Here is a 24,469-nt window from a genome sequence, read left to right as displayed (position 1 = left end):
CGAATCCGACAGCACAATCCCGGCCATGAACTACATGATCGGCGACCTGCAGGGCTGTTGCGACGCTTTAGAGCGCCTGCTCCAGAGAATCGACTTCTCGCCCTCGCGCGACAGGCTCTATCTGCTGGGCGACCTGGTGAACCGGGGGCCAGCCTCCCTCGCCACCCTGCGCCGGCTCCAGGGCCTGGGCGACGCGGCCAACTGCCTCCTGGGCAACCACGACCTGCATCTGCTGGCCGCCGCCCAGGGTGTGCGCAAGCCGCATCGCAAGGACACGCTGCACGAGATCCTCGATGCGCCGGACCGCGAGGCGCTGCTCGGCTGGCTGCGCCAGCAGCGCATGGCCATCCAGGCCCATGGCTGGCTGATGCTGCACGCCGGCGTGGTGCCGCAATGGGACGCGGCCCAGACGATCGGCCTGGCCGGCGAGGTCGAGGCCTTGCTTCGCGGGCCGGACCTGCCCGAGTTCCTGCAGCAGATGTATGGCAACGAACCAGCGCAATGGGACGCAGGCCTGAACGGCATCGCCCGGCTGCGTTTCATCGTCAACGTGCTGACGCGCCTGCGCTTCTGTGCGGCGGATGGCCGCATGGATTTCGAGACCAAGGATGGCGCCGGCAGCGCGCCCGAGGGCTTCCTGCCCTGGTTCGATGTGCCCGGTCGCCGCACGGCCGGGCAGCCCGTGGCCTTCGGCCATTGGTCCACGCTGGGCCTGATGCAACGGCCCGACCTGCTCGCGCTCGACACCGGCTGCGTCTGGGGTGGCGCGCTGACCGCGGCCCGTTTGCACGACGACGGCACTGCGCCCGAAATCATCCAGGTGGCCTGCCACCAGGCCCAGGCGCCGGGCGGCTAGAATGCGGCCCTCTCCTGGAAACGTGGCCGAGTGGTTTAAGGCAGCGGTCTTGAAAACCGCCGAGGGTTTATCCCCTCCGTGAGTTCGAATCTCACCGTTTCCGCCAAGCCATCCCTCAGAACTTGGGCAGATAGCGCGTGAACAGGCGCCGCCCCTGGTTGTCCTGCGCAGTCAGCCAATACTCGATCCGCGTGGCAGCAAAGCCCAGCGGCGGCGCAGGCAGGGTCAGCTTGGTGACGGCCAGGGCCGGCAAGGGATATTCCGCTATTCGCTGCGCGCCACCGCTGCCGTTGAACACGGCACGCAGGCTGACCAGGCGCAGGTCCGGGTTCGCAGTCGCCCAGGCGGTCCAGTCGGCGGTGAAGCCAGCCAGCGCGGTGGACGCAAGGAAGGCGCTGCTGCTGCTCGCGACCGAGAGGCTGGGAAAGCGCGCCAGCGCGGGCGCCTCCAGGGGCACCTCGGCGCGCAGATAGACCGCCTTGGTCTCCGGCGCCGTGCCTATGGTCATCGTGAACTGGTACTTGGCGCCGCGCAGCGCATCCATCGAACCGATCCAACCCAGCGATGAAGCCAGCAAGGCATGGTCGGCCAGCCCGCCGGAGGCCGTGGCGCTGGTGGCGCCCGGCGTGCTCGTCACGCAGAGATAGGGCCGGCTGCAGTAGGCCAGCGGGATGCTGTAGCCGCCCGGCGTCTGCACCGTGGCCGAGGCTTGCAGTTGTGCCGGCGGCGATGCCAGGTCTTGCCCCTGCACCAGCACCTGTACGCCGGCCGAAGGGTTGGGCGTGACGCTCGTGCTGGCGGTGCCGTCGGGCTCCAGCGCCAACCAGTGCAAGGGAAACAGCGCCAGCTCGCGCTTGCGGCCATTGCCCACCAGGCTCCACTTGGTCATGCCGGTGGCGGGCGTGGCCTTGTAGCTCACCGCGTCGGCGAAGAGCTCGACCACGGCGCCCGTCGTGTCGCTGACCGGCGCAGCCACAAGCACCTTCTTGCAATCGCCGCTGGCCAGCTGGTCGTCGGCACAGCCGGTGATCAGGAAGCGCCCCAGCTGCCGATTAGCGCTGGCATAGCCGGCCAGCTTTGCCGCGAGATCTGCAGCCACGCGGCTGTCATGGCTCACATAGAGAGAAAGCAGCGGGTCTGCAGCAATGGTGGCCGCAGAAGGCCCTTGCGCAATCAGCCGGTTCAGCGCCGCACCGAGATCGTCCAGCGTGCCGATATTGCCCAGCGTGGTCGCAGCGCTGCTGGCGACCTTCAAGGTCGAGACGATGGCGGTGGCAGGCGTGCTGCCCGTGGTCTTGGCCAGCTCGGTCCTGGCCGTGGGCAGGTCGACCTGCACCTCGATGGTGTTGGTCGGCAGCAGCTTGTTGCTGATCAGCAGTTGCTCCACACCCTTGCTGTTGCGCGAATAGCCGAGCTTGAGGCTTTCGATGAGGAGGTCGTGCGCCCCCTTGTTGGCGGCAAAGCTGCTGTCGGTCAGCAGGTTGAGCGTGGTGGGGTCGGTGACCTTCAGGTCGGTCAGCTGGTTCTTGATCAGCGTCTTCAGAAAGGTCTGCGCGCTGGCCGCCAGGCTCAGGTTGGCGAGATTGGCGGCGGTGGGCGTCGTGAACTGCGCACGCGGCTCTGCCCCCAGTGAAAGGCCAACGATGGCGTCGCTCAGCGGCGTGATGTGGGCCACCATGGTGGTCGCCGATGTGCTGACCGTTGAATGCAGGAGCTGCAGATTGCCGGCCGCGTCCAGGCCTCGCGCCTGCAGCAGCAAGGGCGCGGTCGGCGCCTTCGTCAAGGTGATGCTGTAACTGCCCTCTGAGGGATGCGTGGTGGCCGTCCCGATGGAAGTACCCGAGGCATCAAGCACCGTGACCTGCGCATTGCCCAAGGGCGCACCCACGGCTGCGATGCCGCTCAATGTGATCGGGGTGGTCGGCGTCGTGCCGCCACCGCCATTGCCACTGTCGCCGCCCCCGCCTCCACCGCCGCCGCAGGCCGACAGGGCGAGCAGCAGGGGCAGGACGGCCAGGCGGACAAGGGAAGGCGAGTTCATGGGAAAGCGGGCGCGATGGCGGGCAAAACGGCGGGCAAAACGGCGGGCGGAAATTCAGTCCCCGCCAGTATTGACCCGCCAGTCCAGTCCCAAAGCACTGTTGAACGGGACAAAGCCGGTCCAGCTTGAGCCTTCAGTGCTGTTCAGCGCTTGTCCGGCTGAGTCCAGAACTCATCGAGGTTCTTGAATCCCCAGTCGGCAGGCACCTCGCGGCCGACGATGCGGTCGTTGCTGCTGGAGAGGTCCAGCAGCTCGACCGGGATGGGCATCTGCGACTTCGTCGAGAAGAAGACCTTGACGGTGGGTGCCACCAGGTTGGCGGCATGCTGGTCTACCACCACGCCCAGCCGCCCCGAATGGAGCTTCACCAGCGTGCCCACGGGATAGATGCCAACGCATTTGACGAAGGCCTGGAAGATGCGCGGATCGAAATGCCCCTGCCACTGCGCCATCCGCTGCAAGGAGCCGGCCGCGTCCCAGGCACTCTTGTAGGGCCGGTTGGAAGTGATGGCGTCATAGACGTCGCAGACGGCGCCCATGCGCGAGAGCAGGCTGATCTGCTCGCCCGACTGCTGGTGCGGATAGCCGCTGCCGTCCATTTTTTCGTGGTGGTGCAGGCAGACCTCGAGCGCCGCTTCAGGCACCGCGCTGCCCTCCTTCAGCGCCTCATAGCCGCGCATCGGATGCGAGCGCATCACAGCGAACTCGGCGTCGGTCAGCTGCCCCGGCTTGTTGAGCACCTCGGTGGGCATCATCATCTTGCCCACATCGTGCAGCAGGCCGGCCAAGCCGGCTTCGCGGGTCTGGGCTTCGTCCAGACCAAGCTGGCGCGACAGCGACACCATCAGCGCACAGACCGCCACCGAATGCAGATAGGTGTAGTCGTCCTTGGTCTTGAGCCGGGCCAGGCTGATCAGGGCCGAGGGGTTGCGGGCCAGGGAATTGGCCACATCCTCGACCAGGGGCAGGCATTGCTCGGCGTCCACCGCCTTGCCCAGTCGCGCCTCACCAAAGAGGTTCATCACCTGCTGGCGCGAGCGATTGACCAAGGCGGCAGCGCGGTCGATCTCGGCGCCAGCGGCCACCCGGGCAGGCCTGGCCATCTGTAAGGGCGCCATGGCGGGCGCTGGCTCAGCCACGGCCTGCACAGCGTGGGCGGGCTGCGCCGGGCTGCCGACAGGTGCGGCCTCCACCTCCAGGCCCTTTGCATCGTCGATCCAGACCGCCGCCACCTGGCTTCGCTGCAGGGCGTCCAGGTCCGCGGCCTCGACCAGCAAGAACTTGGTTTTCCAGAAAGGGTGCGACAGCCAGGGCCCGTCGAGCGCCTGGATGAACATGCCTAGCCTGACCTGCTTGGTTGGAATTCTTTTGAGCATCACGCGCGGCCATCGGCCAACAGGTCCCCAACGAGTTGGCGAGTATTACCGGTCACTGATGTGCCGACCCATTGATCAAACGCAAAAAAGCCGCCTGTTGGCGGCTTTTTCACACTTGAGCAGGTGCTTCTTTCAGCGCATGCGGGGCTGAGAGACCGTGCGCAGCTCGCCTGGCAGCGAGGCGATGTACTTGGCCATGCTCTTCAGTTCAGCTTGGCTGAACTGCTTGACCTGGCCGGCCATGATGGCGTTGCCACGGCCGACCTGCGGGTTGCCTTCGACCTGGTAGGCCTTCAGGGCCACATAAAGATAGTCGGCGTGCTGGCCGGCCAGCTTCGGATAGGCGCCATCGATGGGCTTGCTGAAGTTGGCGCCGTGGCAGGAAATGCAGGCGCCCTTCTCCAGCAGCTTGGCCACGTCACCAGGAGCAGCCGGCGCGGCCTCTGCCACGGCCGGGGCCTTGGCTTGCTGTTCGTAGTAGGCCGAGATGTCGGCGATGTCGGCCTCGCTCAGGGTCTTGGCAATGCCACCCATGGTCGGGTGCTTGCGCTCGCCCTTGGCGTAGGCGGTCAGCGCAGCGCTGATGTACTTGGCGCCCTGGCCGGCAATCATCGGCACCTTGTGGATCTCGGGGAAGCTGGCCTGATAGCCAGGAATGCCGTGGCAGCCAATGCACATGGCCACCTTCTTCTCGCCAAGGGCCACGTCCTGAGCTTGAGCCTGTGCGACGGCGCCAATGATTGCCAAGGCGGCGAAAGAAATCTGCAGCAGTTTTTTCATGGTCCCGAGTGTCTCTTGCATACGTCCGGCCGGCATTATAGGGTGACCCGTATACTGGATCGAAGCCCACGTTGCCCTTGATCTACACCATGAAATTTGCAGGCTCAGACCAGTACATCGCCACCGCCGACCTGATGCTGGCGGTCAACGCGGCCATCACCCTGCAAAGGCCGCTGCTGGTCAAGGGCGAACCGGGCACCGGCAAGACCATGCTGGCCGAGGAAGTGGCCGCCTCCCTGGGCCTGCCGCTCTTGCAATGGCACATCAAGTCGACCACCAAGGCCCAGCAGGGCCTGTATGAATATGACGCCGTGAGCAGGCTGCGCGACAGCCAGCTGGCCGGCATCGAAGGCTCGGAGCGGGTGCGCGACATCCACAACTACATCGTCAAGGGCACGCTGTGGCAGGCCTTCGAGTCGGAAACGCCGGTCGCCCTGCTGATCGACGAGATCGACAAGGCCGACATCGAGTTCCCCAACGACCTGCTGCGCGAACTCGACCGCATGGAGTTCTATGTCTACGAGACGCGCCAGCTGATCAAGGCCAAGCACCGCCCGCTGGTCTTCATCACCTCGAACAACGAGAAGGAACTGCCCGACGCCTTCCTGCGCCGCTGCTTCTTCCACTACATCAAGTTCCCAGATGCAGCGACGATGCAGAGCATCGTGGATGTGCACTTCCCCGGCATCAAGGGCGAGCTGCTGGCCGCCGCGCTGAAGAACTTCTATGAGGTGCGCAACCTGCCCGGCCTGAAGAAGAAGCCGTCGACCTCCGAGCTTCTGGACTGGCTCAAGCTGCTGCTGGCCGAAGACATCCCGGTCGAGCAACTGAGCGGCACCGGCGACGGCAAGGTCGCCATCCCGCCCCTGGTGGGCGCTCTGCTGAAGAACGAACAAGACCTGACCCTGTTCGAGAAACTGGTCTTCATGCAGCGGAACAACCGTTGATGGGCAGCGACATCCTGAAACCGGTCACGCTGACCGGCCGCCATGCCAGCCTCGTCCCGCTCGCGGTGGATCAACTGGCCGGGCTGAAGGAAGCATCGGCGGACGGCGAGCTGCATCAGCTCTGGTACACCAGCGTGGCCACGCCCGAGCGCATGGAAGCCGAGATCGCCCGGCGCCTCGCGCTGCATGCCGCCGGCTCCATGCTGCCTTTCACCGTGCTCGATGCAGAAGGCCAGGTCGCCGGCATGACCTCCTTCATGAATATCGACAGCACCCACCGGCGCGTCGAGATCGGCTCGACCTGGTATGCCCGGCGGGTGCAGCGCAGTGGCCTCAACACCGAATGCAAGCTGATGCTGCTCACGCATGCCTTCGAGACGCTCGCCTGTATCGCCGTAGAGTTCCGGACGCACCGCCTGAACACCCAGAGCCGCCGCGCCATCGAGCGACTGGGCGCGCAGCTGGACGGCGTCCTGCGCAACCACATGCGCACGGCCGACGGCAATCTGCGCGACACCTGTGTCTACAGCATCACGGCGGCCGAATGGCCGACCATCAAGACTCACTTGCAGTGGCAACTGAGTAAACCCCGGGATTGAAAATGACCGCCAAGAAGGCCCTCTTCGACGTCAACGCACTGTGGGCGCTCGAACGCCTCGGCGCGCCCAGCCTTTCACCCGATGGCGCGCAAGCCGTGGCCAGCCTCAGCCGCTACGACATGGAGAAGAACCAGGGACAGTCCAGCCTGGTCCTGCTCTCCACGCTGGGTGGCGAGATGCGCAACCTGACCCATTGCGGCGAGAAGGACGGCGCGCCGCTGTGGAGCCCCCAGGGCGACCTGATCGCCTTCGTCGCCAAGCGCGAGCAGCAAGGCGTCAAGGACGAGCAGCCGCAGCTCTACGTGATCGCGCCCGACGGCGGCGAGGCGCGCCGCGTCAGCCAGGTCGCCACCGGTATCGAGGCCTTCAAATGGTTTCCGGACGGCAAGCGCATCGCCTTCATCTCCTGGGTCTGGCCGGGCCTGAAGGGTGCAGCGGCGCAGGCCAGGGCCGTGCAGGCGCACAAGGAACGCAAGGCGACCGGCTATGTGACCTCGGAGGCGCTGTACCGCTTCTGGGACCACAGCATTCCGATGGGCCGCGTGGCGCGCCTGCATGTGCTGGACATCGCCACCGGCAAGACCCGCGACCTGTTCGAGGGCTCGGACTTCGAACTCAGCCGCACCGAGCCGGATGCCACGAGCTTCGACATCTCGCCGGACGGCAGGCGCATCGTCTTCGCTTTCGATCCGGCGGCCGAGAAGCGCATCGACAACTGCCAGGCGCTCGCCGAGGTGGACGTGCGCAGTGGCGAGGCCCGCGTGCTGCTGCAGGAAGACGGCTGGGACTTCAGCGCACCCGCCTACAGCCATGCCGGCCAGCACCTGGCCTTCCTCGCCAGCCACCAGGGCCTCAAGCACACGGCACCCAGGCAGCTTGGCGTGCTGGACACCCATGGCAACTGGGCCGTGCTGTCGGAAGACTGGGACTACGAAGTCAGCGCACCGCTCCTGTGGGATGAAGACGACCTGGGCCTGCTCTTCTGCGCCGAGGAACACGGCCGGCGCCACCTCTGGCGCTTCGACGTGAAGAGCTGCGCCGCCTTCGTCCTGTTCCGCGGTGGCCATGCGGCCAGCTTCGGGCTGGAGGCCGGCACCCTCGTCGTCAACCACGACGGGGTACAGCATCCCTCGCGCATCTCGGTGCTGGAGGTTGAGGGCGATGAAGAAGGCCATGGAGCCCAGTGGCGCCGCATCGAAAACATCAACGACAAGCGGCTCGCCAGCTTCAACTTCGGCCGGGAGGAAGAAGTCTGGTTCAAGGGCGCCAGCTGCGATGGCAAACACGGCGATCAGGTCCAGATGTGGCTCGTCTACCCACCCGGCTTCAACGCTCGCCGCAAGTACCCCTTGATGCACGTGATTCACGGCGGGCCGCACACCGCATTTGGCGACAGCTGGCACTGGCGCTGGAACCACCAGGCCTTTGCCGCGCAAGGCTATGTGGTGGCCTGCGTGAACTATCACGGCTCATCGAGCTTCGGCCAGGCCTTCCTGGACTCGATCACCCACCGCTGGGGCGAGTTGGAGCTGCAGGACATCGAGGCTGCCACCGACCTGCTCCTGCAGAAGCCCTGGGCCGACAAGCGGCGCGTGTTCGCCACCGGCGGCTCCTACGGCGGCTACATGGTGGCCTGGATGAACGGCCACGTGAAACCGGGCCGCTACCAGGCCTATATCTGCCACGCCGGCTGCTATGACTGGCAGGCCATGTTCGCCGACGACGCCTACACCTATCACGCCAAGGAACTCGGTGCCTGGTATTGGGACGACCCGGCCAAGATCGCGGCGCAAAGCCCGCATGCCTTTGCCCAGCACATGAAGACACCGACCCTGGTGATCCATGGCGCAATGGACTACCGCGTGCCCGACGCCCAGGGCCTGGCCTACTACAACACGCTCAAGGCCCGTGGCGTCGATGCGCGGCTCCTGTGGTTCCCGGACGAGAACCACTGGATCCTGAAGCCGCGCAACAGCCAGCTCTGGTACGGTGAGTTCTTCGCCTGGCTGGCGAGCCATGACAAAGGCGCCGCCAAACGCTAGCGGTTTGCAAGGTCAGGCCGGGTCGAGAGGTGCCAACTCCGCCTCGCTGGGCATGCGGCCCTGCTGCATCAGTGCCTGCCAATGCCCGGGCAGCTCGGGGCGGCCAAACAGATAGCCCTGCAGACCATGGACGCCGAGCGCCTGCAGGAAGCTCATCTGCGAGCCCGACTCGACACCCTCGGCCACCACGCGCAGATGCAGGCTGTGCGCCAGCGACACGACCGAACGCACGACCCGTTCGCGGCGCAGATCGCCAGGCAGCTGATGCAGGAAGGAGCGATCGATCTTCAGCACGTCGATGGGCAGATCGACCAGCTTGGCCAGCGAGGAATAGCCGGTGCCGAAATCGTCGATGGCGATCGTGAATCCCGCCTCGTGCAGACGCTGCAGTTGCTGCAGCGCCTGTGCGGGCTGCCGGGTCAGCGCCGATTCGGTCACTTCCAGTTCCAGCTGCGTGGCCTTCACGCCATGGCGCGCCAGCGCACCGGTCAGCATCTCGAACAAGTCGCGCCGCTCGAGGTCATGCGCCGACAGATTGACGGCCACATGGGCCCGTGCCGCGTTGCCGCCCCGCGCTTGCCAAAGGGCCAGTTGCGCGCAGGCGGCCTCGGCCACCCAATCGGTGATGCCACCAATGAGGCCGCAAGCCTCCGCCACCGGAATGAACTCGGCCGGCGGTACCGGGCCCAGCGCCGGGCTGGTCCAGCGCAGCAGCGCCTCGAAGCCCAGCAGGCTGCCGTCGGGCCGCAGCTTGGGCTGGTAGAGCAGGTGCAACTGGCCGCCGCTGAGCGCCTGAGGCAGTTCGGCTTCGATCGCCATGCCGCGCTGCACGGCCAGCGCGGTGGTGGCGTCAAACACACCGAAGCCGTGGAACTCCTGGCGCCAGCGAGCGTCCTGGCCCATGTCGAGCGCGAGTTCGCAGCAGCGCAGCAACTCCGCCCCGTCAATCGGCCCGGCCTGACGGCTCAGCAGCTCCCGCACGGCGACCAGGCCGAAGACCAGGTCCAGCACCACCGGCTGCATGGCCGCCATCGCCTGGACAGGCAAGGCGGCGCAAAGGCGGCGCATCTGTGTGAGCATCTCGCTCGCGTCCTCGCAGACCGGCATCTGCAGCGCGATCACCGAGCCTCGCACGCGGGCCACCTCGGCACCGGCGGGCAGGCTGGCCAGCAAATCACGCACAAAGGACTTCAGGAGATCATCGCAGGCGCTCACGCCATAGCGCGCGTTGAGCTGGCGCAGGTTGTTGATGCGCAGTGTCAGGAGCGCCACCGCGGGTCCGGCCGGCCCTTGCGCGCAAAGGGCATCGAGCTGGCGGATGCAACGGCTTCGATTGGGCAGCCCGGTCAGCGCATCGTGCCAGGTGGCCCGAGCCTCGCGGAGCACTGATTCGGCCAGGTGGGCCTGCACCCGGCGCAGCTCGGTCACGTCGTCAAAGCCGTAGGCCTGCAAGCGCCGGCCGATGCTGTGTGCGGAGCGCAACTCGACCTCGCATCGCCCGTGGCCCGCATCCAGCCACCAGCGCAGGCCCGCCTCCGGCCGCCAGGCACGTGCCTCGCCGGCCGGTGCATTCAGCAGGTCTTGCAGGCTCAACCCCCGCAGCGCGTTCTCGTCATCGACCCCGCACAGCAGCAGGAAGGGCTTGTTGGCACGCAGCACCTCGTCATCGGGGCCGCAGACCAGCGTGGGCGCGCTGCCGGCCTGGAAGACCTGCTCGCTGAGTTGGCGCGAGGTGCGCAGACGCTCCTGGATCTTGCCCATGCCATCGACCATGCGGAACACCGCCAGCGGCATGCACAGGTTGAAGAACATGAACAGGGCCGTATGCACATAGAACAAGGACTGCGGCAGACGCACTTCCTGCTGCGGAAGCTGGGGCGCGTTGAAGCCCGATATCGCAAGCACATAGAACAGCGAATTGAAGGCCATCAAGCCCAGGCCGAGACGCCAGTTGACCAGCAAGCCGGCGACCAGCGGGCTGGTGTAGCTGAGCACATAGCCCAGGCGCGACAACTCTGGCTGCGTGCCGGTCGAGATGGTGATCGCAAGGGCGGCGGCATACACCGCCGCCAGCAACAGCAACGCACCCGCACGCCCCGGGCGCTTGGCCTGCCTGATCGCAGCGCCCAGCAGCGTCAGCACCACCAGCACGATCACCACGGCCCAGGGCTTGCCTCGAATCAGGGCCATCACCGCCGTGTGCAGGCCCACCACCCCGGCGAGCACCACGCAGGCCAGCAGCGTCACCCGCAACGCGCTGAGCTGGATGTCCGCCGTGGTCATCGCACTGCCGCTGGGCCGTGCATCCGGCCGCTCCCAGGTACGGCTGGCTGGCCAGCGTGTACGGGCGCCCGAGGCGCCAATCGCAGCCCCTGCATTGACATCTTCCGGCTCGGCAAGAACCCAGGCACGCAAACGGGACAACAGCAAAGTCAGCAGATGGGTCATGGGGGCTTGGGCAGAGGTGCCGCGCGTCGGCGCGCTCAGACACCGGCCAGGGGCGAGTGGGTCAAATATATCAATGAAATACGGGCCCGCTAACCCCTGAGCTGGGTGGCGCATTGGCGGCGCGATGAATCAGTCAATGCCCTGCGCACTTCGCAAGAAAAAGCAACTGCGGCACTGCCATGGCCGGGCTCTGCATAATCGGCACATCGCCGACGCGGCCCCGTGGGTCGCAAGCCAGAACCGCCTCATGCTGATCCCCTTCTTCTTCACGCTGCGTGCCGCCAAGCTGCCGGTCTCGGTCAAGGAATACCTGACCCTGATCGAAGCGCTGAAGAAGGGCGTGATCGGCGGCGACGAGGGCTGCCCTTCGGTCGATGATTTCTATTTCCTCGCCCGCACCTGCCTGGTCAAGGACGAGGCGCATTTCGACCGCTTCGACCGCGCCTTCTCCGCCTACTTCAAGGGCGTGGAGCTGCTGACCGACTTCTCCAAGGAGTTGCCGGCCGACTGGCTGAAGCAGCACCTGGAACTGAACCTCACGCCCGAGCAGAAGGCCGCCATCGAGAAGATGGGCTGGGACGAGCTGATGGAGACGCTTAAAAAACGTCTCGAAGAGCAGCAGGAGCGCCACGAAGGCGGCAACCGCTGGATAGGCACGGGCGGCACCAGCCCCTTCGGCAACAGCGGCTACAACCCGCAGGGCATCCGTATCGGCGGCAAGGGTGGCAACAAGAGCGCCGTGAAGGTCTGGGACCAGCGCAGCTACAAGGACTACGACGACCAGCTGGAGCTGGGCACCCGCAACATCAAGGTGGCCTTGCGCCGCCTGCGGCGCTTTGCCCGCGAAGGCTCGGAGCTCGAGCTCGACCTGGATGACACCATCCACAAGACCGCGGCCAATGCCGGCATGCTGGACATCCGCATGATCCCGGAGCGGCACAACAAGGTGAAGGTGCTGCTCTTGATGGACGTGGGCGGCACGATGGACGAGCACATCCATCGCGTCGAGGAGCTGTTCTCGGCCGTCAAGAGCGAGTTCAAGCACCTGGAGTTCTATTACTTCCACAACTGCGTCTACGACTTCGTCTGGAAGAACAACCGCCGCCGCTTCGCCGAGAAGTTCCCGACCTGGGACATCATTCGCAAGTACAACCGTGACTACAAGCTGATCTTCGTCGGCGATGCGACCATGAGCCCCTACGAAATCCTGCAGGCCGGAGGCAGCGTGGAATACAACAACGAGGAAGCCGGCGCCGAATGGCTGCAGCGCCTCACGCATGCATTCCCCAAGTACGCCTGGATCAACCCGGAGCCGCAGGGCGTGTGGCAGTACCGCCAGAGCATCGCCCTCGTGCAGCAACTGATGCAGCAGCGCATGTTCCCGCTCACGCTGACCGGCCTGGAAGGGGCCATGCGTTTGCTGTCCAAATGACGGGACTGCGCCTGCTCTGCGCCGCACTGGCTCTCGGTCTCGGCGGCTGCGCCCTCTTGCGCAGCGAAGCCGATACCAGGCCTGCGGCCAAGGCCGAAGCGGCCCCTCTCGTCCAGGCCTACGAGCTGCAAATCGAAGCGCCGGCCGCCAATCTGCGCGAACTTCTGGAAGAACACCTGGACCTGGCCCGCTTCCAGCGCACGCCCGAGGCCGAACGGCCCAGCAGCGTTGAGCTGGACCGACTGCGCCTGCTGGCGCCGGCCCAGGCCAGGTCGCTGCTGGAAACGGCCGGCTACTTCGACGCCCAGGTCGAGGCCCTGCTTGAGGCCAGAGACAGCAGCAAGCCGCTGATACGCATCAAGGTCACCCCTGGCACGCCCAGCCGCGTGCGTCTCGTGACCTGGTCCTTCCAGGGCGAGATCGCGGCGGCTGCAGGTGCTCCCTTGCGCGAGGCCTTGCAGTCGAACTGGCCGCTCGAGGCCGAGTACCGCTTCACGCAAACGCGCTGGTCCACCGCCAAGAGTGAAGCCCTGGTGCGCGCTCGCGCCCAGGGCTATCCGCTGGCGCGCTGGGCCACGACCGAGGCCCAGGTCCACACCGCCGAACAGGCGGTGGACCTGGATCTCAAGCTCGACAGCGGCCCCCTCTTCCACCTCGGCGAGCTGCGCGTCGAGGGCCTGGAGTTCTATCCGGCCGAGGCCGTGACACGGCTGGCCGGTTTCGCGCCCGGCCAGGCCTACAGCGAGAAAGCGCTGCTGGAGTTCCAGGAACGGCTGCAGAAGACCCAGCTGTTCGATGCGGTGGCCGTGGACATTCAGCGCGATGCCGAACTCGCGGCCGCCGCGCCGGTGCTGATCAAGCTGCGCGAGTCGCCACGTCAGCAGGCCACGACCGGCATCGGCTACCACGCCAACACCGGCCAGCGTGTCACGCTGGAGCATCTGCACCGCCAGCCTTTCGGCCTCCCGGTGCGCGCCCGCACCAAGCTCGACCTGGGCCGCGACCTGCGCGCGGCGGACATGGAGGTCTCGTCCTACCCACAGCCCGATATGCAGCGCAACCTGGCGGCGATGCGGGCCGCGCAAGACCGCTCGGGCGACAGGATCGTCAACAGCCTGAGCCTGCGCCTGGGGCGTTTGCGCGAGACCACCGACGACGAGCGCCTGGTCTTCATCGACGCCACGCGGGCCCGCGAAACCTCGGCGCTGGGCGAGATTCGCAGCGGCGCCTTCTCGGTGAATGGCAACTGGACGCGGCGGCGCGTCGACAACATCCTCCTGCCCAGCGACGGCCACACCGCCCGGCTTGAACTCGGCATTGGCCGTGCCGACAGCAGCGTGGCCCAGAACGGGTCTTTCGGCCGCTCGCTGCTGAAGCTGGCCTGGTACAAGCCGCTGGGCAATTGGTACGCCAATGCGCGCACCGAACTGGGCCAGGTCTTCGCCGCCGATTCGGTCGGCCTGCCCGAGACCTTGCTGTTCCGGGCCGGTGGCGATGAGTCGGTGCGCGGCTATGCATATCACGACCTCGGCCCGATCAAGAACGGCATGGCCGTGGGCGGGCGTTCGCTCTGGACCGGCAGCGTCGAAGTGGCCCGCCCCGTCAGCGAGGACCTGCCCAGCGTCTGGGGTGCGGTGTTTGTCGATGCGGGCCAGGCAGCGGAGCGCTTCGGCGACTTGAAGCCCGTTGTGGGCTGGGGTGCTGGCGTGCGTTGGCGCAGCCCGGTGGGGCCCCTGCGACTGGATCTCGCGCGCGGCCAGGCCACCGGCCGTTGGCGGCTCCACTTCAGCGTTGGGATTGCGCTATGAAGTTGAGCCGCCGCCTGCGTTGGCTGCTGGGCATCAGCCTGGCGATACCCGCGCTGCTGATCGCCGTACTGCTGGGCGGCTACGGCTTGATCAGCACCGAAAGCGGAAGCGCCTGGTTGCTCGCACGCGTGCCCGGCGTGCAGTTGCTGGCCGCGCAGGGCAGCTTGCTGGGCGGCTTCTCGGCGCGCCATCTGCGCATCGAGCTGCCCGGCGGCGACAGCCTGGCGCTGGAGAACCTGCGCTGGCAAGGCCTGAGCCTCGGCTGGCGTGCGCCCCACCTGCAGATTGCCAGCCTGGCAGCGGATCGCGCGGTCTACCTCGGCGCACCCAAGCCGCAGGCCAAGCCTCTGCAAGCCCCGCTCGATCTGCGCCTACCGCTGCAGGCAGACATCGCCAAGCTGGAAATCGGCGAGCTGGTGTTGCCCGGCCTGGAGAAGCAGCCGCTGCGCCAGATCAGCATGGCCCTGAGCCTGGGCAGTCAACACCGAGTGAAGCTCGAACGCCTGCAATGGGACCGGCTGCAGGCGCAAGGCGAGCTGCAGATTGGCGCCGACGCGCCCATGCCGCTGCAAGCCAGCCTCGTCGTGCAGGACGATGGCAAGGCAGGCCGGCCGTGGGATGCCAAGCTGCAACTGGGCGGCACGCTGGCCTCCATCGACGCGCGGCTGAGCTTGCAGGCCGAACGCCAGTCGCTGCAGGCACAGGCCAGGGTGCTGCCCTTCGAGCCCTGGCCGCTCGCGTCGCTGCAAGCCCAGGTCGAGCGCCTTGACCTGCAGGCGCTCTACAGTCAGGCGCCGCGCAGCTCGCTGACCGGCCAGGCGGAACTCAAGTCCAGCGGCTGGAAGCAGCCGGCCCAGTTGCAGCTCAAGCTGGCCAATGGATCGAGCGGCCGATGGGATCGCGGGCAGTTGCCGATCCGCACGCTGCAGGCGAGCCTGCAGGCATCTCCCGATCATCCCGAGCAATTGCTCTTGCAGTCGCTGGACCTGGAGCTTGGCAACGGGCAGACAGCCGCCGGCCGCATCAGCGCCCAAGGCAGCCATGGGAGCGATGGCAAATGGCAGGTCGAGACGCGCATCCGCGAGCTGCGCAGTGCCGAGCTGGACAGCCGGCTCGCGGCGCTGCGCTGGACCGGCACGGTGCAGGCGCAAGGCCGCGGGCTCGATGCGCCGCTGAAGCTGCAGGCGGATCTGGAAGGCCGCTTCGAGGCCGGCAACAAGGCACCGCTGCAGCTGCGCCTGACGGCCGAAGGCAATCGCCAGCAAGTCCATCTGGCCGAGCTGCTGCTGCAGGCCGGCGCTTCGCAGCTGCAAGCCCAGGGCGACATCACGCTCAATGACAGCTGGCGTGCCAAGGGCAGCGCCAGGCTGCAGGCTTTCGACCCTCGCCTGCTCTGGGCCGGCGAGGCGGGCTCGGTCTGGCAACGGGCCGAGCATGGCCTGAACGCCGAGGCGCAGGTCGACCTGCAAGCAGCACCCGCCAGGCAGCGCTGGCCCATTGGGAACGCCAGGCTTCAGTTGCTGCCCAGCCGCCTGCAAGGTCAGCCGCTGCAGGGCCAGGCCGACTATCAAGCCACAGCCGGCACCGCGCCGCACTTGCAGGCCAGCGTCGCCAGCGGCGAGAACAGGCTGCATCTGGGGGCCCAGCCCGCCGCAGCGCAACTCGACATCCAGGCCCGGAAGCTGGCCGCTTTCGCGCCGCTCCTGAGCCTGTGGCGGCCCCAAGCCAGCTTGAGCGGCAGCCTGCAGGGCAAGGTCACGGTGCCGCTCGATGCTGCACTGCAGCCCACCGCCGTGAGCGGCGAGCTGCAGGGGCGCGATCTTGTCTGGTCTGGCAGCAGGAATTCGGCTGACGAATGGCACATCGCCAAGCTCAGTTTGAACGGTCAAGCCGGCAACACGCTGGAAGCGCCGCTTGGCCTGCAAGTGCTGCTGGAAGGCGCAGGCCAAGGCGCCGGCAACAAGCTGGGCCGTGGCCTGCTGGACATCAAAGGAAGCTGGGCGAGCCATCAGGCCAAGCTGGAAATTGACGCGCAGCTGGCGCTGACGACGACTCTGCAATCCCTGCTCGGCGAGAACGGGTCGCTAGCAGCGAAATTACGCACCTCACTGCAAGCCGGCTTCGACGCCCTGCCGCAAATTGGCCGCGAGCAGCCGCTGCGCTGGCGAGGCTCGTTCAGCGAGCTGGTCTTGCGCCCGGCGCGCAGCGAGCAGCCAGCCTGGATTTCCAGCAGCGGCGCCCTTGGCTTTGACCTCGCCTTTGATCGCGGCCTGAGCGCTGGCCTGAGCGCAGCGAACCTTCAGCCTGGCCGCATCGAGGCCGGCGGCGCGTCGCTGAGCTGGCGCCAGAGTCAATGGCAAGCGGCTCGCCAGAACACGGAGCCGAGCCTCTTGAACGCCGAGATTCATCTCGAGCCGCTGGCGGTTGCGCCGTTCCTCAAGCGCTGGCAGCCCGAGTTCGGCTGGGGCGGCGACCTGGTCGTCGGTGGCCAGATCAAGCTCAAGACCACGCCGCGGGTCGAAATCGACATCGAGCTCTTGCGCGAGCGCGGCGACCTGAGCGTGACCGATGAGCGCGGCCCTCAGCAGCTTGGCCTCAGCGCCTTGCGCGTTGCGCTGCAGGCCCGCGATGGCCAATGGCAACTGAACCAGGCCTTCGGCGGCAGCAGCGTCGGCCTGCTCGGCGCTTCCGTCAACTTGCAGGCAGATCCGCTGGCGCTGTGGCCCGGCCCGCAGTCAAGGCTTGAAGGCATGGTGCAGGCCAATGTGGCAAACGTCGGACTGTGGGGGCGCTGGGTGCCGCCGGGCTGGCGCATTGGCGGTGCGCTGACGGCAGGCATGACCATGTCGGGCACGCTGGGCGCGCCGCAGTTCGTCGGCCAGGCGGAGGGCCAGAAGCTCTCGCTGCGCAATCCGCTGCTGGGTGTGGACGTGCGCGATGCCGAGTTCCTGCTGAAGCTGGCGGGCGAGCGCGCGGAGCTGGTGCATTTGCGCGCCCGCGGCCCCGAAGGTTCGATGAGTGCCAGCGGCCACGCCACCCTGGGCGAGAAGCCGCAAGCGCAGCTGCAGGTCAAGGCCGAGGGGCTGACGCTCCTGAACCGCGTGGACCGTCGTGCCCAGATCACCGGTGAAGCACAGCTTGCCCTGGCCGAGCAATCGCTGGAGCTGGACGGCCGGATCAAGGTCGACAGCGCGTTGTTCGATTTCTCGCGCGGCGATGCACCGAGCCTCGATGCCGATGTGCAGGTGATCCGGCCTCAGCAAGCCGCCAGCGCAACAGCCGCCAGCACGCCGGCCAAGCCGCGCAGGGTCCGCGTCGACCTCGCATTGGATGCTGGCGACAAGCTGCAGATACGCGGCCGCGGCTTCGAGAGCCGCCTGGCCGGCGAGTTGAAGCTCGCTCAGCGAGACGCAAGCACGCGCCTCACCGGCAGCCTGCGCACCATCGGCGGCACCTATGCCGCCTACGGCCAGAAGCTGGAAATCGACAAGGGCGAGCTGATCTTCGTCGGCCCCTACGACAACCCGCGCCTGGATGTGCTGGCGCTGCGACCCAACACCGATGTCTCGGTTGGCGTGGCGGTGACCGGCACCGCGCTGTCGCCGCGCATCAAGCTCTACGCCGACCCGGAGATGAGCGACACCGACAAGCTCTCCTGGCTGCTGCTCGGCCGCGCACCCGAAGGCCTGGGCCGTGCCGACACGGCGGTGCTGCAACGCGCAGCGCTGGCATTGCTGAGCGGCGAAGGCGATAGCCCCTCGGGTCGACTGATGAAAAACCTCGGCCTTGATGAACTCTCGCTGGCCCAGAACGACGAAGACGCCCGCGGCACCGTGGTGCGCCTGGGCAAGCAGCTCTCGCGCCGCTGGTATGTGGGCTATGAGCGCGGGCTCAACGCCACCACCGGCAGCTGGCAACTGGTCTATCGCATTGCCCAGCGCTTCACCTTGCGCGCACAGAGCGGCGACGAGAACGCGGTGGACCTGATCTGGCTGTGGCGCTGGCGCTGAGGCCATCCGCCACTCGTGACGGATTTCACGGCGACCCCGCAGGTGGGGGTGTCGAGGCCACTTACAAAGCTGCTGCTCCGGCCCAGCCAAGGCAAGAGCACCGTGGCGAGAGAACTCCGATGGGCATTGAGGAAAGTCCGGATTGAGCAGAGGCTGGCACAGCAATTGCTGAATGGAGGACATCCTTTTTCGGAGTTGTCCATGTTCAAAAGCAAGATTCTCGGCCTCGTTGCCGCACTGTCCCTGAGCCTGCCCGCAGTAGCCAGCCCCACCCTCGTCACCAATGGCGGCTTCGAAGGCGGCCTGACCGGCTGGACCTGCACCGGCGCCGACCTGTGCACCACTGGAGCGTACTTCGTCAAGAGTGGCGCTGCGGCAGTCTACGGCTATGACAACAGCGGCTTCGCGACCCTGTCGCAAACCATCGCAACGACCGCCGGCTCGATCTATGACTTCTCGTTCTGGTCGGCCACCAATGTGCTGACTGCCGGCAACGTGATCCGTTACCAGATCGATGGCGGCAGCATCTTCACCGTCGCCAACACGCTGTCGCCTGCGCAGACGCAGACCTTCTTCACCGCCACGGGCGCAGCCGCAACGATCAACTTCTTCTTCGAGACCGACTCGGGCACCGGCATCATCGGCTTTGATGATGTGGTCGTCAGCGACACCGGCCGCGGCAGCGCCGTTCCGGAACCCACCAGCATCGCCCTGATCGGTGCTGCCCTGCTGGGCCTGGGCGCCAGCAGCCGCAAGCGCAAGCAGAAGCAGTAAAGAAATAGAAGATGTCGGCCAGGCCTCGCGCCTGGCTGCTTCAAACCGGCCCCTGAGGCCGGTTTTTTATTGGTCTCTCCGACAGGGATAGATAGATTCAACTATTCCGTTGATTTAAAAGGACTTCCGACGGCCGAATTAAGTTGCATTCCCCATCCGTTCCCCTAACCATCAAGCGCTACCGCCAGCAGGCAGGGGATCTACAGTAGAGCGGCGCTGACCGCTGCATACCTTGAAACTGACACTCGGCCACCACGTCCCTGCGACGCTTGGGGCCCAACACCCCCGCGCTGGTCAACGGCAGCTCTGCAGAGCATTGAGCAGGCGCTATCGACCCATCGACGACACCAGCCCTGGCCAGTTGCGAGACGCAGAGCTGACGCTTACCTCCTCAACTGAAGTTGTAGATCGGAGCGCCGCAGGCGAGGCATGAGCCCGCGGCGGGGCGCTTCAAGGTACCTGAGCTCAATGACAGGAGTGAACGGCAGACTTTGGATTCGGCCTTGCTCAGCCAGCGCCGAGATTGGTGGCCGAGGTCTTCATCGCGCAGCGTTCGTTGGCGCACAGACTTTAGGCAGGGCACGGAATAGTGTGGGCCCAGTTCGAAGCTGATTGAGCCAAGACCAGTAGGCAGCACGTCGTGCTGGCCAGTCGCCGATCAGTCCCGCCTACCGACATCAGGAGATCCCATGACATCCAGCTACGTCACACGCGACACCTACGGCATGTATGCCAACAACTCGACCGGACCCGGTCCGGCGCTGATGGGCGCCAACACCTTGCTCGGCAACGACGTCCACAACAAGGACGGCGAGAGCTTGGGCGACATCAAGGAATTCATGGTCGATATGGCCTCGGGCAAGGTTGCCTACGCAGTGCTCTCATTCGGTGGCGTGCTGGGCCTAGGAGACAAGCTGTTCGCAGTGCCCTGGGCGGCACTCGCCCTGGACACCACCAACAAGCGCTTCACGCTAAACGTCCCCAAAGACACGCTGAAGGACGCGCCGGGCTTCAACAAAGATCACTGGCCTTCGATGTCGGACGAGACATGGGCGGGCGGCCTGCACAAGTTCTACGGCACGCCCTACCGCAATGTGTGAACCGTCGCGCAGCCGGTTCGCTGCGCAGCTACCTAAATCCAACCCAAGGTGAATGTATGAACAAGGACCAAGTCAAGGGCACGCTCAAGGACGCAGCTGGCAAGGTGCAGGAGACCACCGGCAAGGTGATCGGCAGCACCGAGCAGCAACTCAAGGGCATTCGCAAGCAGGCGGTAGGTCAGACGCAAAAGGCTGTCGGCGACGTGAAGGAAGTGCTCAAGGACGCGACCCGCAAGTGACCGACGCACTGGCCAGCGGCTGCTGGCCGGTCTTCGACCCGAAGGGAGCCGAAACATGCTTGAGACCATCGCCGTCGTCCTCCTTGTCCTTTGGCTTCTGGGGCTCGTCAAGTCAACGGCGCTGGGCGGATTCATCCATCTCTTGCTGGTCGTGGCCGTCGTGCTCTTCCTGGTCCGGTTCATCGGCTCTCGTACATAAGGCAGAGTCTTCCACTGAAGGGCCCCTGACCAAGAGCTCAAACTTCAGTTTGGCTCTTCTGACCGCAGCTCTGCTGGTTCTGCCGGTCGCCCATGCCGCAACGATGTGCATAGCAGACTATGAGTCCACCAAGGTGCGCATCAAGGCGGATTGCCAACGCTCCACCTGCCGGAGTAGTCGCAGCCGCTCAAATGACGGCCGACCCCTATGAAGTCTGCATTGCGCTGCCGCCCTCAGTTACGCTGTCATGCATCCGCGCAGTCGCCTCGGTTGCCGGGCCCGCTATAGCCTGATGACTCAGGCGGTATTCAGGGCGATCACCTGACCACCCCTGCGCATCTTGTCCAAGTAGTCGGACAAGGATTTCATGAGCGCCTTTCGCTTCTCCATGAATTCGGCACGGTTGTATGCATCGCCCAGCGGCCCGGCCTTCACGCGGGCCATTAGTGCCTCGATCACCTGAGGATCAATGCCAGCGGTGTTCTCGACCATGAACGATTGCTTTTCGGTGTCAGGAACTGCGGTTTGTTCCCCCTGATGTTCCCCCTGCCTGCATGCGATGCAATGAGACATCGTGAGACGATGAAACAAGAAAAAGCCGCCAAGCGCTTAATTCACTTGGCGGCTATGCGACATCCAGCGACATCCAGCGACATCATGATATTTGCAAATGGTCCCTCCGACAGGAATCGAACCTGTATCTGCCGCTTAGGAGGCGGCCGTTCTATCCATTGAACTACGGAGAGAGGGAGCGGATTGTAGGGGCAGCTCTGATCTGCTATCGACGCATGGCGCGCGACAGCAAGAGCACCGGCGCCAGGCCCACCAGCACCATGGCCAGCGAAGGCAAGGCGGCTTCGCCCAGGCGCTCGTCGCGGGCCAGCTGGTAGGCGACGACGGCAAGCGTGTCACTGTTGAAGGGGCGCAGCACCAGGGTTGCTGGCAGCTCCTTCATCACATCGACAAAGACCAGCAGGGCCGCGGCCAGCGTGGAGCGCGCCAGCAGCGGCGCATGCAGCTCGATGAACAGGCGCCAGCGCGAGGCGCCCAGCATGCGCGCGCTTTCGTCCACATGCCCGGAAATGCGCGCATAACCTGACTCGACCGACTGCAAGGCCACGCCCGAGAACCTCACCAGGTAGGCATACATCAGGCCGGCAATGCTGCCGGTCATCAATGGCGTGAGGCCCAGCTCGGGCCAGTGGATCTGCAGCCAGCCGACGGGCAGCAGAATGCCCACGGCGATCACAGCGCCAGGCACGGCATAGCCCAGGCCGACGATGCGGATCGACCAGGCCAGCCAGGGCTGGCGGCGGCCCGCACCCTGCTGCTGGCGCGCGGCATAGGCCAGCACCAGGGCCAGGCCGACAGTCAGCAGCGCGGCCAGGCCGGAGAGCTCAAGGCTGGTCAGGCTCCACTGGAAGAAGCGTTCCAGCGGAAGGCCCAGTTCGCCATGCAGGGCCTCTTCGCGCAGCAGGCCCAGCAACACGCCGACCGGCAGCACAAAGCCGATCAGGATGGGCAGCGCGCACAGCGCGAATGTGCCGGCAGCCGCCAGACCTTGCAGGCGCAAGCGGCGCGCCTCATTGGCATGCAATGCACCGCTGCGGCTGCTGGCAAAGCGCATCCGCGCCTGCGCCCGGCGCTCCAGCCACAGCAGGAGCAGCACGACGCCGAGCAGCACCGAAGCCAGCTGGGCGGCCGCCAGGCGGTCGTTCATGACCAGCCAGGCCTTGTAGACACCGGTCGTCAGCGTCGTCAGGCCGAAATAGGCGCCCACGCCGTAGTCCGCCAGGGTCTCCATCAGGGCCAGCGCCACGCCAGCGGCCAGCGCCGGCCGGGCCAGAGGCAAGGCCACCTCGCGCACCCGCCGCAAGGTGCCAGCGCCCAGCGAGCGCGCTGCCTCCATCAGGGCCACGCCGCGCTCGTTCAGTGCGGTTCGGGTCAGCAGATAGACGTAGGGATACAGGCAGAAGATGAAGAGCACGATGGCCCCCGGCATGCTGCGCACATCGGGCCACAGGGCCCCTTGCAGATTGAATGCCTTGCGCAGCCCCATTTGCAGGGCACCGCTGTACTGCAGGAAGTCTGTGTAGGCGTAGGCCGCCACATAGGCCGGCATCGCCATCGGTAGCAGCAGTGCCCACTCGAAGAAGCGGCGCAGCGGGAACTCGAACAGGCTCACGGCCGCCGCCGTTGCGCCGCCCAGCACGGCCACGCCCAGACCCACGCTCACTGCCAGGACCAGCGAGCTGCGCGCGTACTCGGGCAAGACGGTCGTGAGCTGGTGCTGCAGGATGCTGATCGCCTGGGCATCCCAGGCCAGCCACGAACCCAGCACGCCCAGCACCGGCACAGCCAGCAGCAGGCAGACCAGCGAGACCAGGGACAGCGGTGAGACGGGAAGCGAGGGACGAGGCATCGAGGAGGGGAAGGCGGACCGAAAAACTGGCCAATGGCCGTGAAGGTCCAAATGCGAACGATCCGCATTCTAGGCGCCGACGATAATGGCCCCATGTTTCTAGCTCTCGACCAAGTAGGCATCCGCTACCCGGGCACCGCTGCCAGCCGTGCCGCGGTGGATGGCGTCAGCCTGGGCCTGGCGCCCGGCAAGATCGGTGTGCTGATCGGGCCTTCGGGCTGCGGCAAGACCTCGCTCCTGCGCGCCATTGCCGGGCTGGAGAAGCTGCATGCCGGCCGCATCGCCATCGACGGCGAAACTCTGGCCGATGCCGAGACCGGTTTGCACCAGCCGCCCGAGAAGCGTCGTGTTGGCATGGTGTTCCAGGACTATGCGCTGTTCCCGCACCTGAGCGTGGCGGACAACATCGCCTTCGGCCTGCGCCACCTGAAGCGTGATGTGGCCCAGGCGCGCATTGCCGAGGTGCTCGACCTGGTCGGCCTGGCCCATGCGGCCAAGCGTGCGCCGCACCAGCTCTCAGGCGGCCAGCAGCAGCGCGTGGCGCTGGCCCGCGCACTGGCGCCCTCGCCGCGCCTGCTGCTGCTGGACGAACCTTTCTCCAGTCTGGACGTGGACCTGCGCGAGAAGCTCTCGCAGGAGCTGCGCGCCATCCTGCATGAGAGCGGCACCACCGCCCTCTTCGTCACGCATGACCAGGCCGAGGCCTTTGCCGTCGGCGACGTCGTCGGCGTGATGCACCAGGGACGGCTCGAGCAATGGGATGAGGCCTACACGGTCTACCACCGCCCGACCACGCGCTTTGTCGCCGACTTCATCGGCCATGGCGTCTTCACCTCGGCCCGCATCATCGAAGGCGCCAACGGGCCGCTGGTGCAGACGCCGATGGGCGAGCTCAGCGACGCCACCGAATGCCCGCTGCCCAGCGCCTATCCCCAGGGCGAATGCGAGCTGCTGCTGCGGGCTGACGACATCGTTCACGACGACGATGCGCCCGTGAAAGCCCGCATCGAACGCAAGATTTTCCGGGGCGCCGAGTTTCTTTACACACTGAGGCTTGCCAGCGGCGAACTGTTGCTCGCCCATGTACCCTCGCACCACGACCATCAGCTCGGCGAATGGATTGGCATACGGGCAAGCGTGGACCATGTCGTCACTTTTCCGCGCCTGAGCAGGGCTGCAGACTAGGTCCGGATCCGGCCAAAAGTCACCCCGCAAAGAGACCGATTCTGTGTCTGCTTTGTCACTGGAATGCCCGAAATGAGGGCTTGCCCGGCCCTACACCAGCACTGGCAAATTAAGCAAGCGCCTATACTTGGGACCAGCGAGGCTCCAGGTGTGCAAACACCCCGCCAAGCCGCATCAACACTGGATTTCGTCGATAGGGATTGCTCGCATC

18 protein-coding genes and 2 tRNA genes are annotated in these 24,469 nt (G+C 66.1%); 13 read left to right on the top strand and 7 right to left on the bottom strand.

Annotated features, from left to right (window positions below):
* Window positions 1–25 precede the first annotated feature (25 nt).
* On the top strand, window positions 26–856 hold the full coding sequence (locus ABT392_RS03900) for a symmetrical bis(5'-nucleosyl)-tetraphosphatase (protein ID WP_395386546.1): 831 nt from the start codon (window positions 26–28) through the stop codon (window positions 854–856).
* 16 nt (window positions 857–872) lie between these two features.
* Window positions 873–962: transfer RNA gene (locus ABT392_RS03895), tRNA-Ser, on the top strand.
* Between the two features lie 9 nt (window positions 963–971).
* Here the strand turns inward: ABT392_RS03895 and ABT392_RS03890 are convergent.
* The 3 genes from ABT392_RS03890 to ABT392_RS03880 all read right to left on the bottom strand — a co-directional run bounded on the left by ABT392_RS03890 (window position 972) and on the right by ABT392_RS03880 (window position 5,053).
* The gene (locus ABT392_RS03890; RefSeq protein WP_395386547.1) at window positions 972–2,897 is read right to left on the bottom strand and encodes an Ig-like domain-containing protein; all 1,926 of its coding nucleotides are present in this window, start codon (window positions 2,895–2,897) and stop codon (window positions 972–974) included.
* Window positions 2,898–3,040: 143 nt separating this feature from the next.
* Window positions 3,041–4,273 carry an HD-GYP domain-containing protein gene (locus ABT392_RS03885; protein WP_395386548.1) on the bottom strand — a complete coding sequence of 411 codons (1,233 nt, stop codon included), beginning with the start codon at window positions 4,271–4,273 and terminating at the stop codon, window positions 3,041–3,043.
* Window positions 4,274–4,405: 132 nt separating this feature from the next.
* The gene (locus tag ABT392_RS03880; RefSeq protein WP_334278799.1) at window positions 4,406–5,053 is read right to left on the bottom strand and encodes a c-type cytochrome; all 648 of its coding nucleotides are present in this window, start codon (window positions 5,051–5,053) and stop codon (window positions 4,406–4,408) included.
* 89 nt (window positions 5,054–5,142) lie between these two features.
* Here ABT392_RS03880 and ABT392_RS03875 point away from each other — a divergent pair, with 89 nt between their 5' ends.
* Genes ABT392_RS03875 through ABT392_RS03865 form a run of 3 tightly spaced genes read left to right on the top strand, consistent with a single transcriptional unit; the run spans window position 5,143 to window position 8,641 of the window.
* Entirely contained in the window at window positions 5,143–6,000 is an 858-nt protein-coding gene (locus tag ABT392_RS03875) for an AAA family ATPase (protein ID WP_395386549.1), read from the top strand.
* The gene (locus ABT392_RS03870) at window positions 6,000–6,599 is read left to right on the top strand and encodes a GNAT family N-acetyltransferase (RefSeq protein WP_395386550.1); all 600 of its coding nucleotides are present in this window, start codon (window positions 6,000–6,002) and stop codon (window positions 6,597–6,599) included. The genes ABT392_RS03875 and ABT392_RS03870 overlap by 1 nt, the downstream gene beginning before the upstream one ends.
* A 2-nt stretch (window positions 6,600–6,601) precedes the next feature.
* On the top strand, window positions 6,602–8,641 hold the full coding sequence (locus tag ABT392_RS03865) for a S9 family peptidase (protein WP_395386551.1): 2,040 nt from the start codon (window positions 6,602–6,604) through the stop codon (window positions 8,639–8,641).
* Window positions 8,642–8,653: 12 nt separating this feature from the next.
* Here ABT392_RS03865 and ABT392_RS03860 read toward each other — a convergent pair whose 3' ends face one another.
* On the bottom strand, window positions 8,654–11,089 hold the full coding sequence (locus ABT392_RS03860) for a putative bifunctional diguanylate cyclase/phosphodiesterase (RefSeq protein WP_395386552.1): 2,436 nt from the start codon (window positions 11,087–11,089) through the stop codon (window positions 8,654–8,656).
* 247 nt (window positions 11,090–11,336) lie between these two features.
* On the opposite strand from ABT392_RS03860, the gene ABT392_RS03855 reads away from it, so the two are divergent.
* The 7 genes from ABT392_RS03855 to ABT392_RS03825 all read left to right on the top strand — a co-directional run bounded on the left by ABT392_RS03855 (window position 11,337) and on the right by ABT392_RS03825 (window position 20,651).
* Complete coding sequence (locus ABT392_RS03855) at window positions 11,337–12,521, top strand: vWA domain-containing protein (protein WP_395386553.1); 1,185 nt, start codon at window positions 11,337–11,339, stop codon at window positions 12,519–12,521.
* On the top strand, window positions 12,518–14,329 hold the full coding sequence (locus ABT392_RS03850) for an autotransporter assembly complex protein TamA (RefSeq protein WP_395386554.1): 1,812 nt from the start codon (window positions 12,518–12,520) through the stop codon (window positions 14,327–14,329). Before ABT392_RS03855 ends, ABT392_RS03850 begins: the two co-directional genes overlap by 4 nt.
* Window positions 14,326–18,339, top strand: coding sequence for a translocation/assembly module TamB domain-containing protein (locus ABT392_RS03845; protein ID WP_395386555.1), 4,014 nt, complete (start codon window positions 14,326–14,328; stop codon window positions 18,337–18,339). Before ABT392_RS03850 ends, ABT392_RS03845 begins: the two co-directional genes overlap by 4 nt.
* 201 nt (window positions 18,340–18,540) lie before the next feature.
* Window positions 18,541–19,113: a PEP-CTERM sorting domain-containing protein gene (locus ABT392_RS03840; protein ID WP_334278791.1), complete on the top strand. Its 573-nt coding sequence runs from the start codon at window positions 18,541–18,543 to the stop codon at window positions 19,111–19,113.
* Between the two features lie 689 nt (window positions 19,114–19,802).
* Window positions 19,803–20,213, top strand: a complete 411-nt coding sequence (locus ABT392_RS03835; RefSeq protein WP_334278790.1) for a PRC-barrel domain-containing protein — start codon at window positions 19,803–19,805, stop codon at window positions 20,211–20,213.
* Between the two features lie 56 nt (window positions 20,214–20,269).
* Entirely contained in the window at window positions 20,270–20,452 is a 183-nt protein-coding gene (locus tag ABT392_RS03830) for a CsbD family protein (protein WP_334278789.1), read from the top strand.
* Between the two features lie 55 nt (window positions 20,453–20,507).
* On the top strand, window positions 20,508–20,651 hold the full coding sequence (locus ABT392_RS03825) for a lmo0937 family membrane protein (RefSeq protein ID WP_395386556.1): 144 nt from the start codon (window positions 20,508–20,510) through the stop codon (window positions 20,649–20,651).
* A gap of 297 nt (window positions 20,652–20,948) precedes the next feature.
* Here the strand turns inward: ABT392_RS03825 and ABT392_RS03820 are convergent, their stop codons facing one another.
* The 3 genes from ABT392_RS03820 to ABT392_RS03810 all read right to left on the bottom strand — a co-directional run bounded on the left by ABT392_RS03820 (window position 20,949) and on the right by ABT392_RS03810 (window position 23,073).
* Window positions 20,949–21,143 (bottom strand): hypothetical protein, encoded by a 195-nt coding sequence (locus ABT392_RS03820; RefSeq protein ID WP_395386557.1) that lies wholly within the window; start codon window positions 21,141–21,143, stop codon window positions 20,949–20,951.
* 179 nt (window positions 21,144–21,322) lie between these two features.
* Window positions 21,323–21,397: transfer RNA gene (locus ABT392_RS03815), tRNA-Arg, on the bottom strand.
* Between the two features lie 32 nt (window positions 21,398–21,429).
* Window positions 21,430–23,073 carry an ABC transporter permease gene (locus ABT392_RS03810; RefSeq protein WP_334278786.1) on the bottom strand — a complete coding sequence of 548 codons (1,644 nt, stop codon included), beginning with the start codon at window positions 23,071–23,073 and terminating at the stop codon, window positions 21,430–21,432.
* Window positions 23,074–23,166: 93 nt separating this feature from the next.
* Between ABT392_RS03810 and ABT392_RS03805 the strand changes: the two genes are divergently transcribed.
* Window positions 23,167–24,258 (top strand): ABC transporter ATP-binding protein, encoded by a 1,092-nt coding sequence (locus ABT392_RS03805; protein ID WP_334278785.1) that lies wholly within the window; start codon window positions 23,167–23,169, stop codon window positions 24,256–24,258.
* Window positions 24,259–24,469 lie beyond the last annotated feature (211 nt).

It is taken from the genome of Paucibacter sp. JuS9, assembly GCF_044043925.2.
In the GTDB taxonomy this organism is placed as follows: Bacteria; Pseudomonadota; Gammaproteobacteria; order Burkholderiales; family Burkholderiaceae_C; genus JAUASW01.
The sequence above is the reverse complement of the archived record's forward strand: the minus strand, read 5'-3'. Positions and strand labels throughout refer to the sequence as shown.

What these genes read in the sequence shown, in the direction of transcription:
- ABT392_RS03885 (WP_395386548.1), bottom strand. Translation starts at nt 4,273, where the DNA reads ATGCTCAAAAGAATTCCAACCAAGCAGGTCAGGCTAGGCATGTTCATC.
- ABT392_RS03810 (WP_334278786.1), bottom strand. Translation starts at nt 23,073, where the DNA reads ATGCCTCGTCCCTCGCTTCCCGTCTCACCGCTGTCCCTGGTCTCGCTG.
- ABT392_RS03825 (WP_395386556.1), top strand. Translation starts at nt 20,508, where the DNA reads ATGCTTGAGACCATCGCCGTCGTCCTCCTTGTCCTTTGGCTTCTGGGG.
- ABT392_RS03890 (WP_395386547.1), bottom strand. Translation starts at nt 2,897, where the DNA reads ATGAACTCGCCTTCCCTTGTCCGCCTGGCCGTCCTGCCCCTGCTGCTC.
- ABT392_RS03880 (WP_334278799.1), bottom strand. Translation starts at nt 5,053, where the DNA reads ATGAAAAAACTGCTGCAGATTTCTTTCGCCGCCTTGGCAATCATTGGC.
- ABT392_RS03845 (WP_395386555.1), top strand. Translation starts at nt 14,326, where the DNA reads ATGAAGTTGAGCCGCCGCCTGCGTTGGCTGCTGGGCATCAGCCTGGCG.
- ABT392_RS03820 (WP_395386557.1), bottom strand. Translation starts at nt 21,143, where the DNA reads ATGGTCGAGAACACCGCTGGCATTGATCCTCAGGTGATCGAGGCACTA.
- ABT392_RS03855 (WP_395386553.1), top strand. Translation starts at nt 11,337, where the DNA reads ATGCTGATCCCCTTCTTCTTCACGCTGCGTGCCGCCAAGCTGCCGGTC.
- ABT392_RS03865 (WP_395386551.1), top strand. Translation starts at nt 6,602, where the DNA reads ATGACCGCCAAGAAGGCCCTCTTCGACGTCAACGCACTGTGGGCGCTC.
- ABT392_RS03830 (WP_334278789.1), top strand. Translation starts at nt 20,270, where the DNA reads ATGAACAAGGACCAAGTCAAGGGCACGCTCAAGGACGCAGCTGGCAAG.
- ABT392_RS03870 (WP_395386550.1), top strand. Translation starts at nt 6,000, where the DNA reads ATGGGCAGCGACATCCTGAAACCGGTCACGCTGACCGGCCGCCATGCC.
- ABT392_RS03875 (WP_395386549.1), top strand. Translation starts at nt 5,143, where the DNA reads ATGAAATTTGCAGGCTCAGACCAGTACATCGCCACCGCCGACCTGATG.
- ABT392_RS03850 (WP_395386554.1), top strand. Translation starts at nt 12,518, where the DNA reads ATGACGGGACTGCGCCTGCTCTGCGCCGCACTGGCTCTCGGTCTCGGC.
- ABT392_RS03840 (WP_334278791.1), top strand. Translation starts at nt 18,541, where the DNA reads ATGTTCAAAAGCAAGATTCTCGGCCTCGTTGCCGCACTGTCCCTGAGC.
- ABT392_RS03860 (WP_395386552.1), bottom strand. Translation starts at nt 11,089, where the DNA reads ATGACCCATCTGCTGACTTTGCTGTTGTCCCGTTTGCGTGCCTGGGTT.
- ABT392_RS03900 (WP_395386546.1), top strand. Translation starts at nt 26, where the DNA reads ATGAACTACATGATCGGCGACCTGCAGGGCTGTTGCGACGCTTTAGAG.
- ABT392_RS03835 (WP_334278790.1), top strand. Translation starts at nt 19,803, where the DNA reads ATGACATCCAGCTACGTCACACGCGACACCTACGGCATGTATGCCAAC.
- ABT392_RS03805 (WP_334278785.1), top strand. Translation starts at nt 23,167, where the DNA reads ATGTTTCTAGCTCTCGACCAAGTAGGCATCCGCTACCCGGGCACCGCT.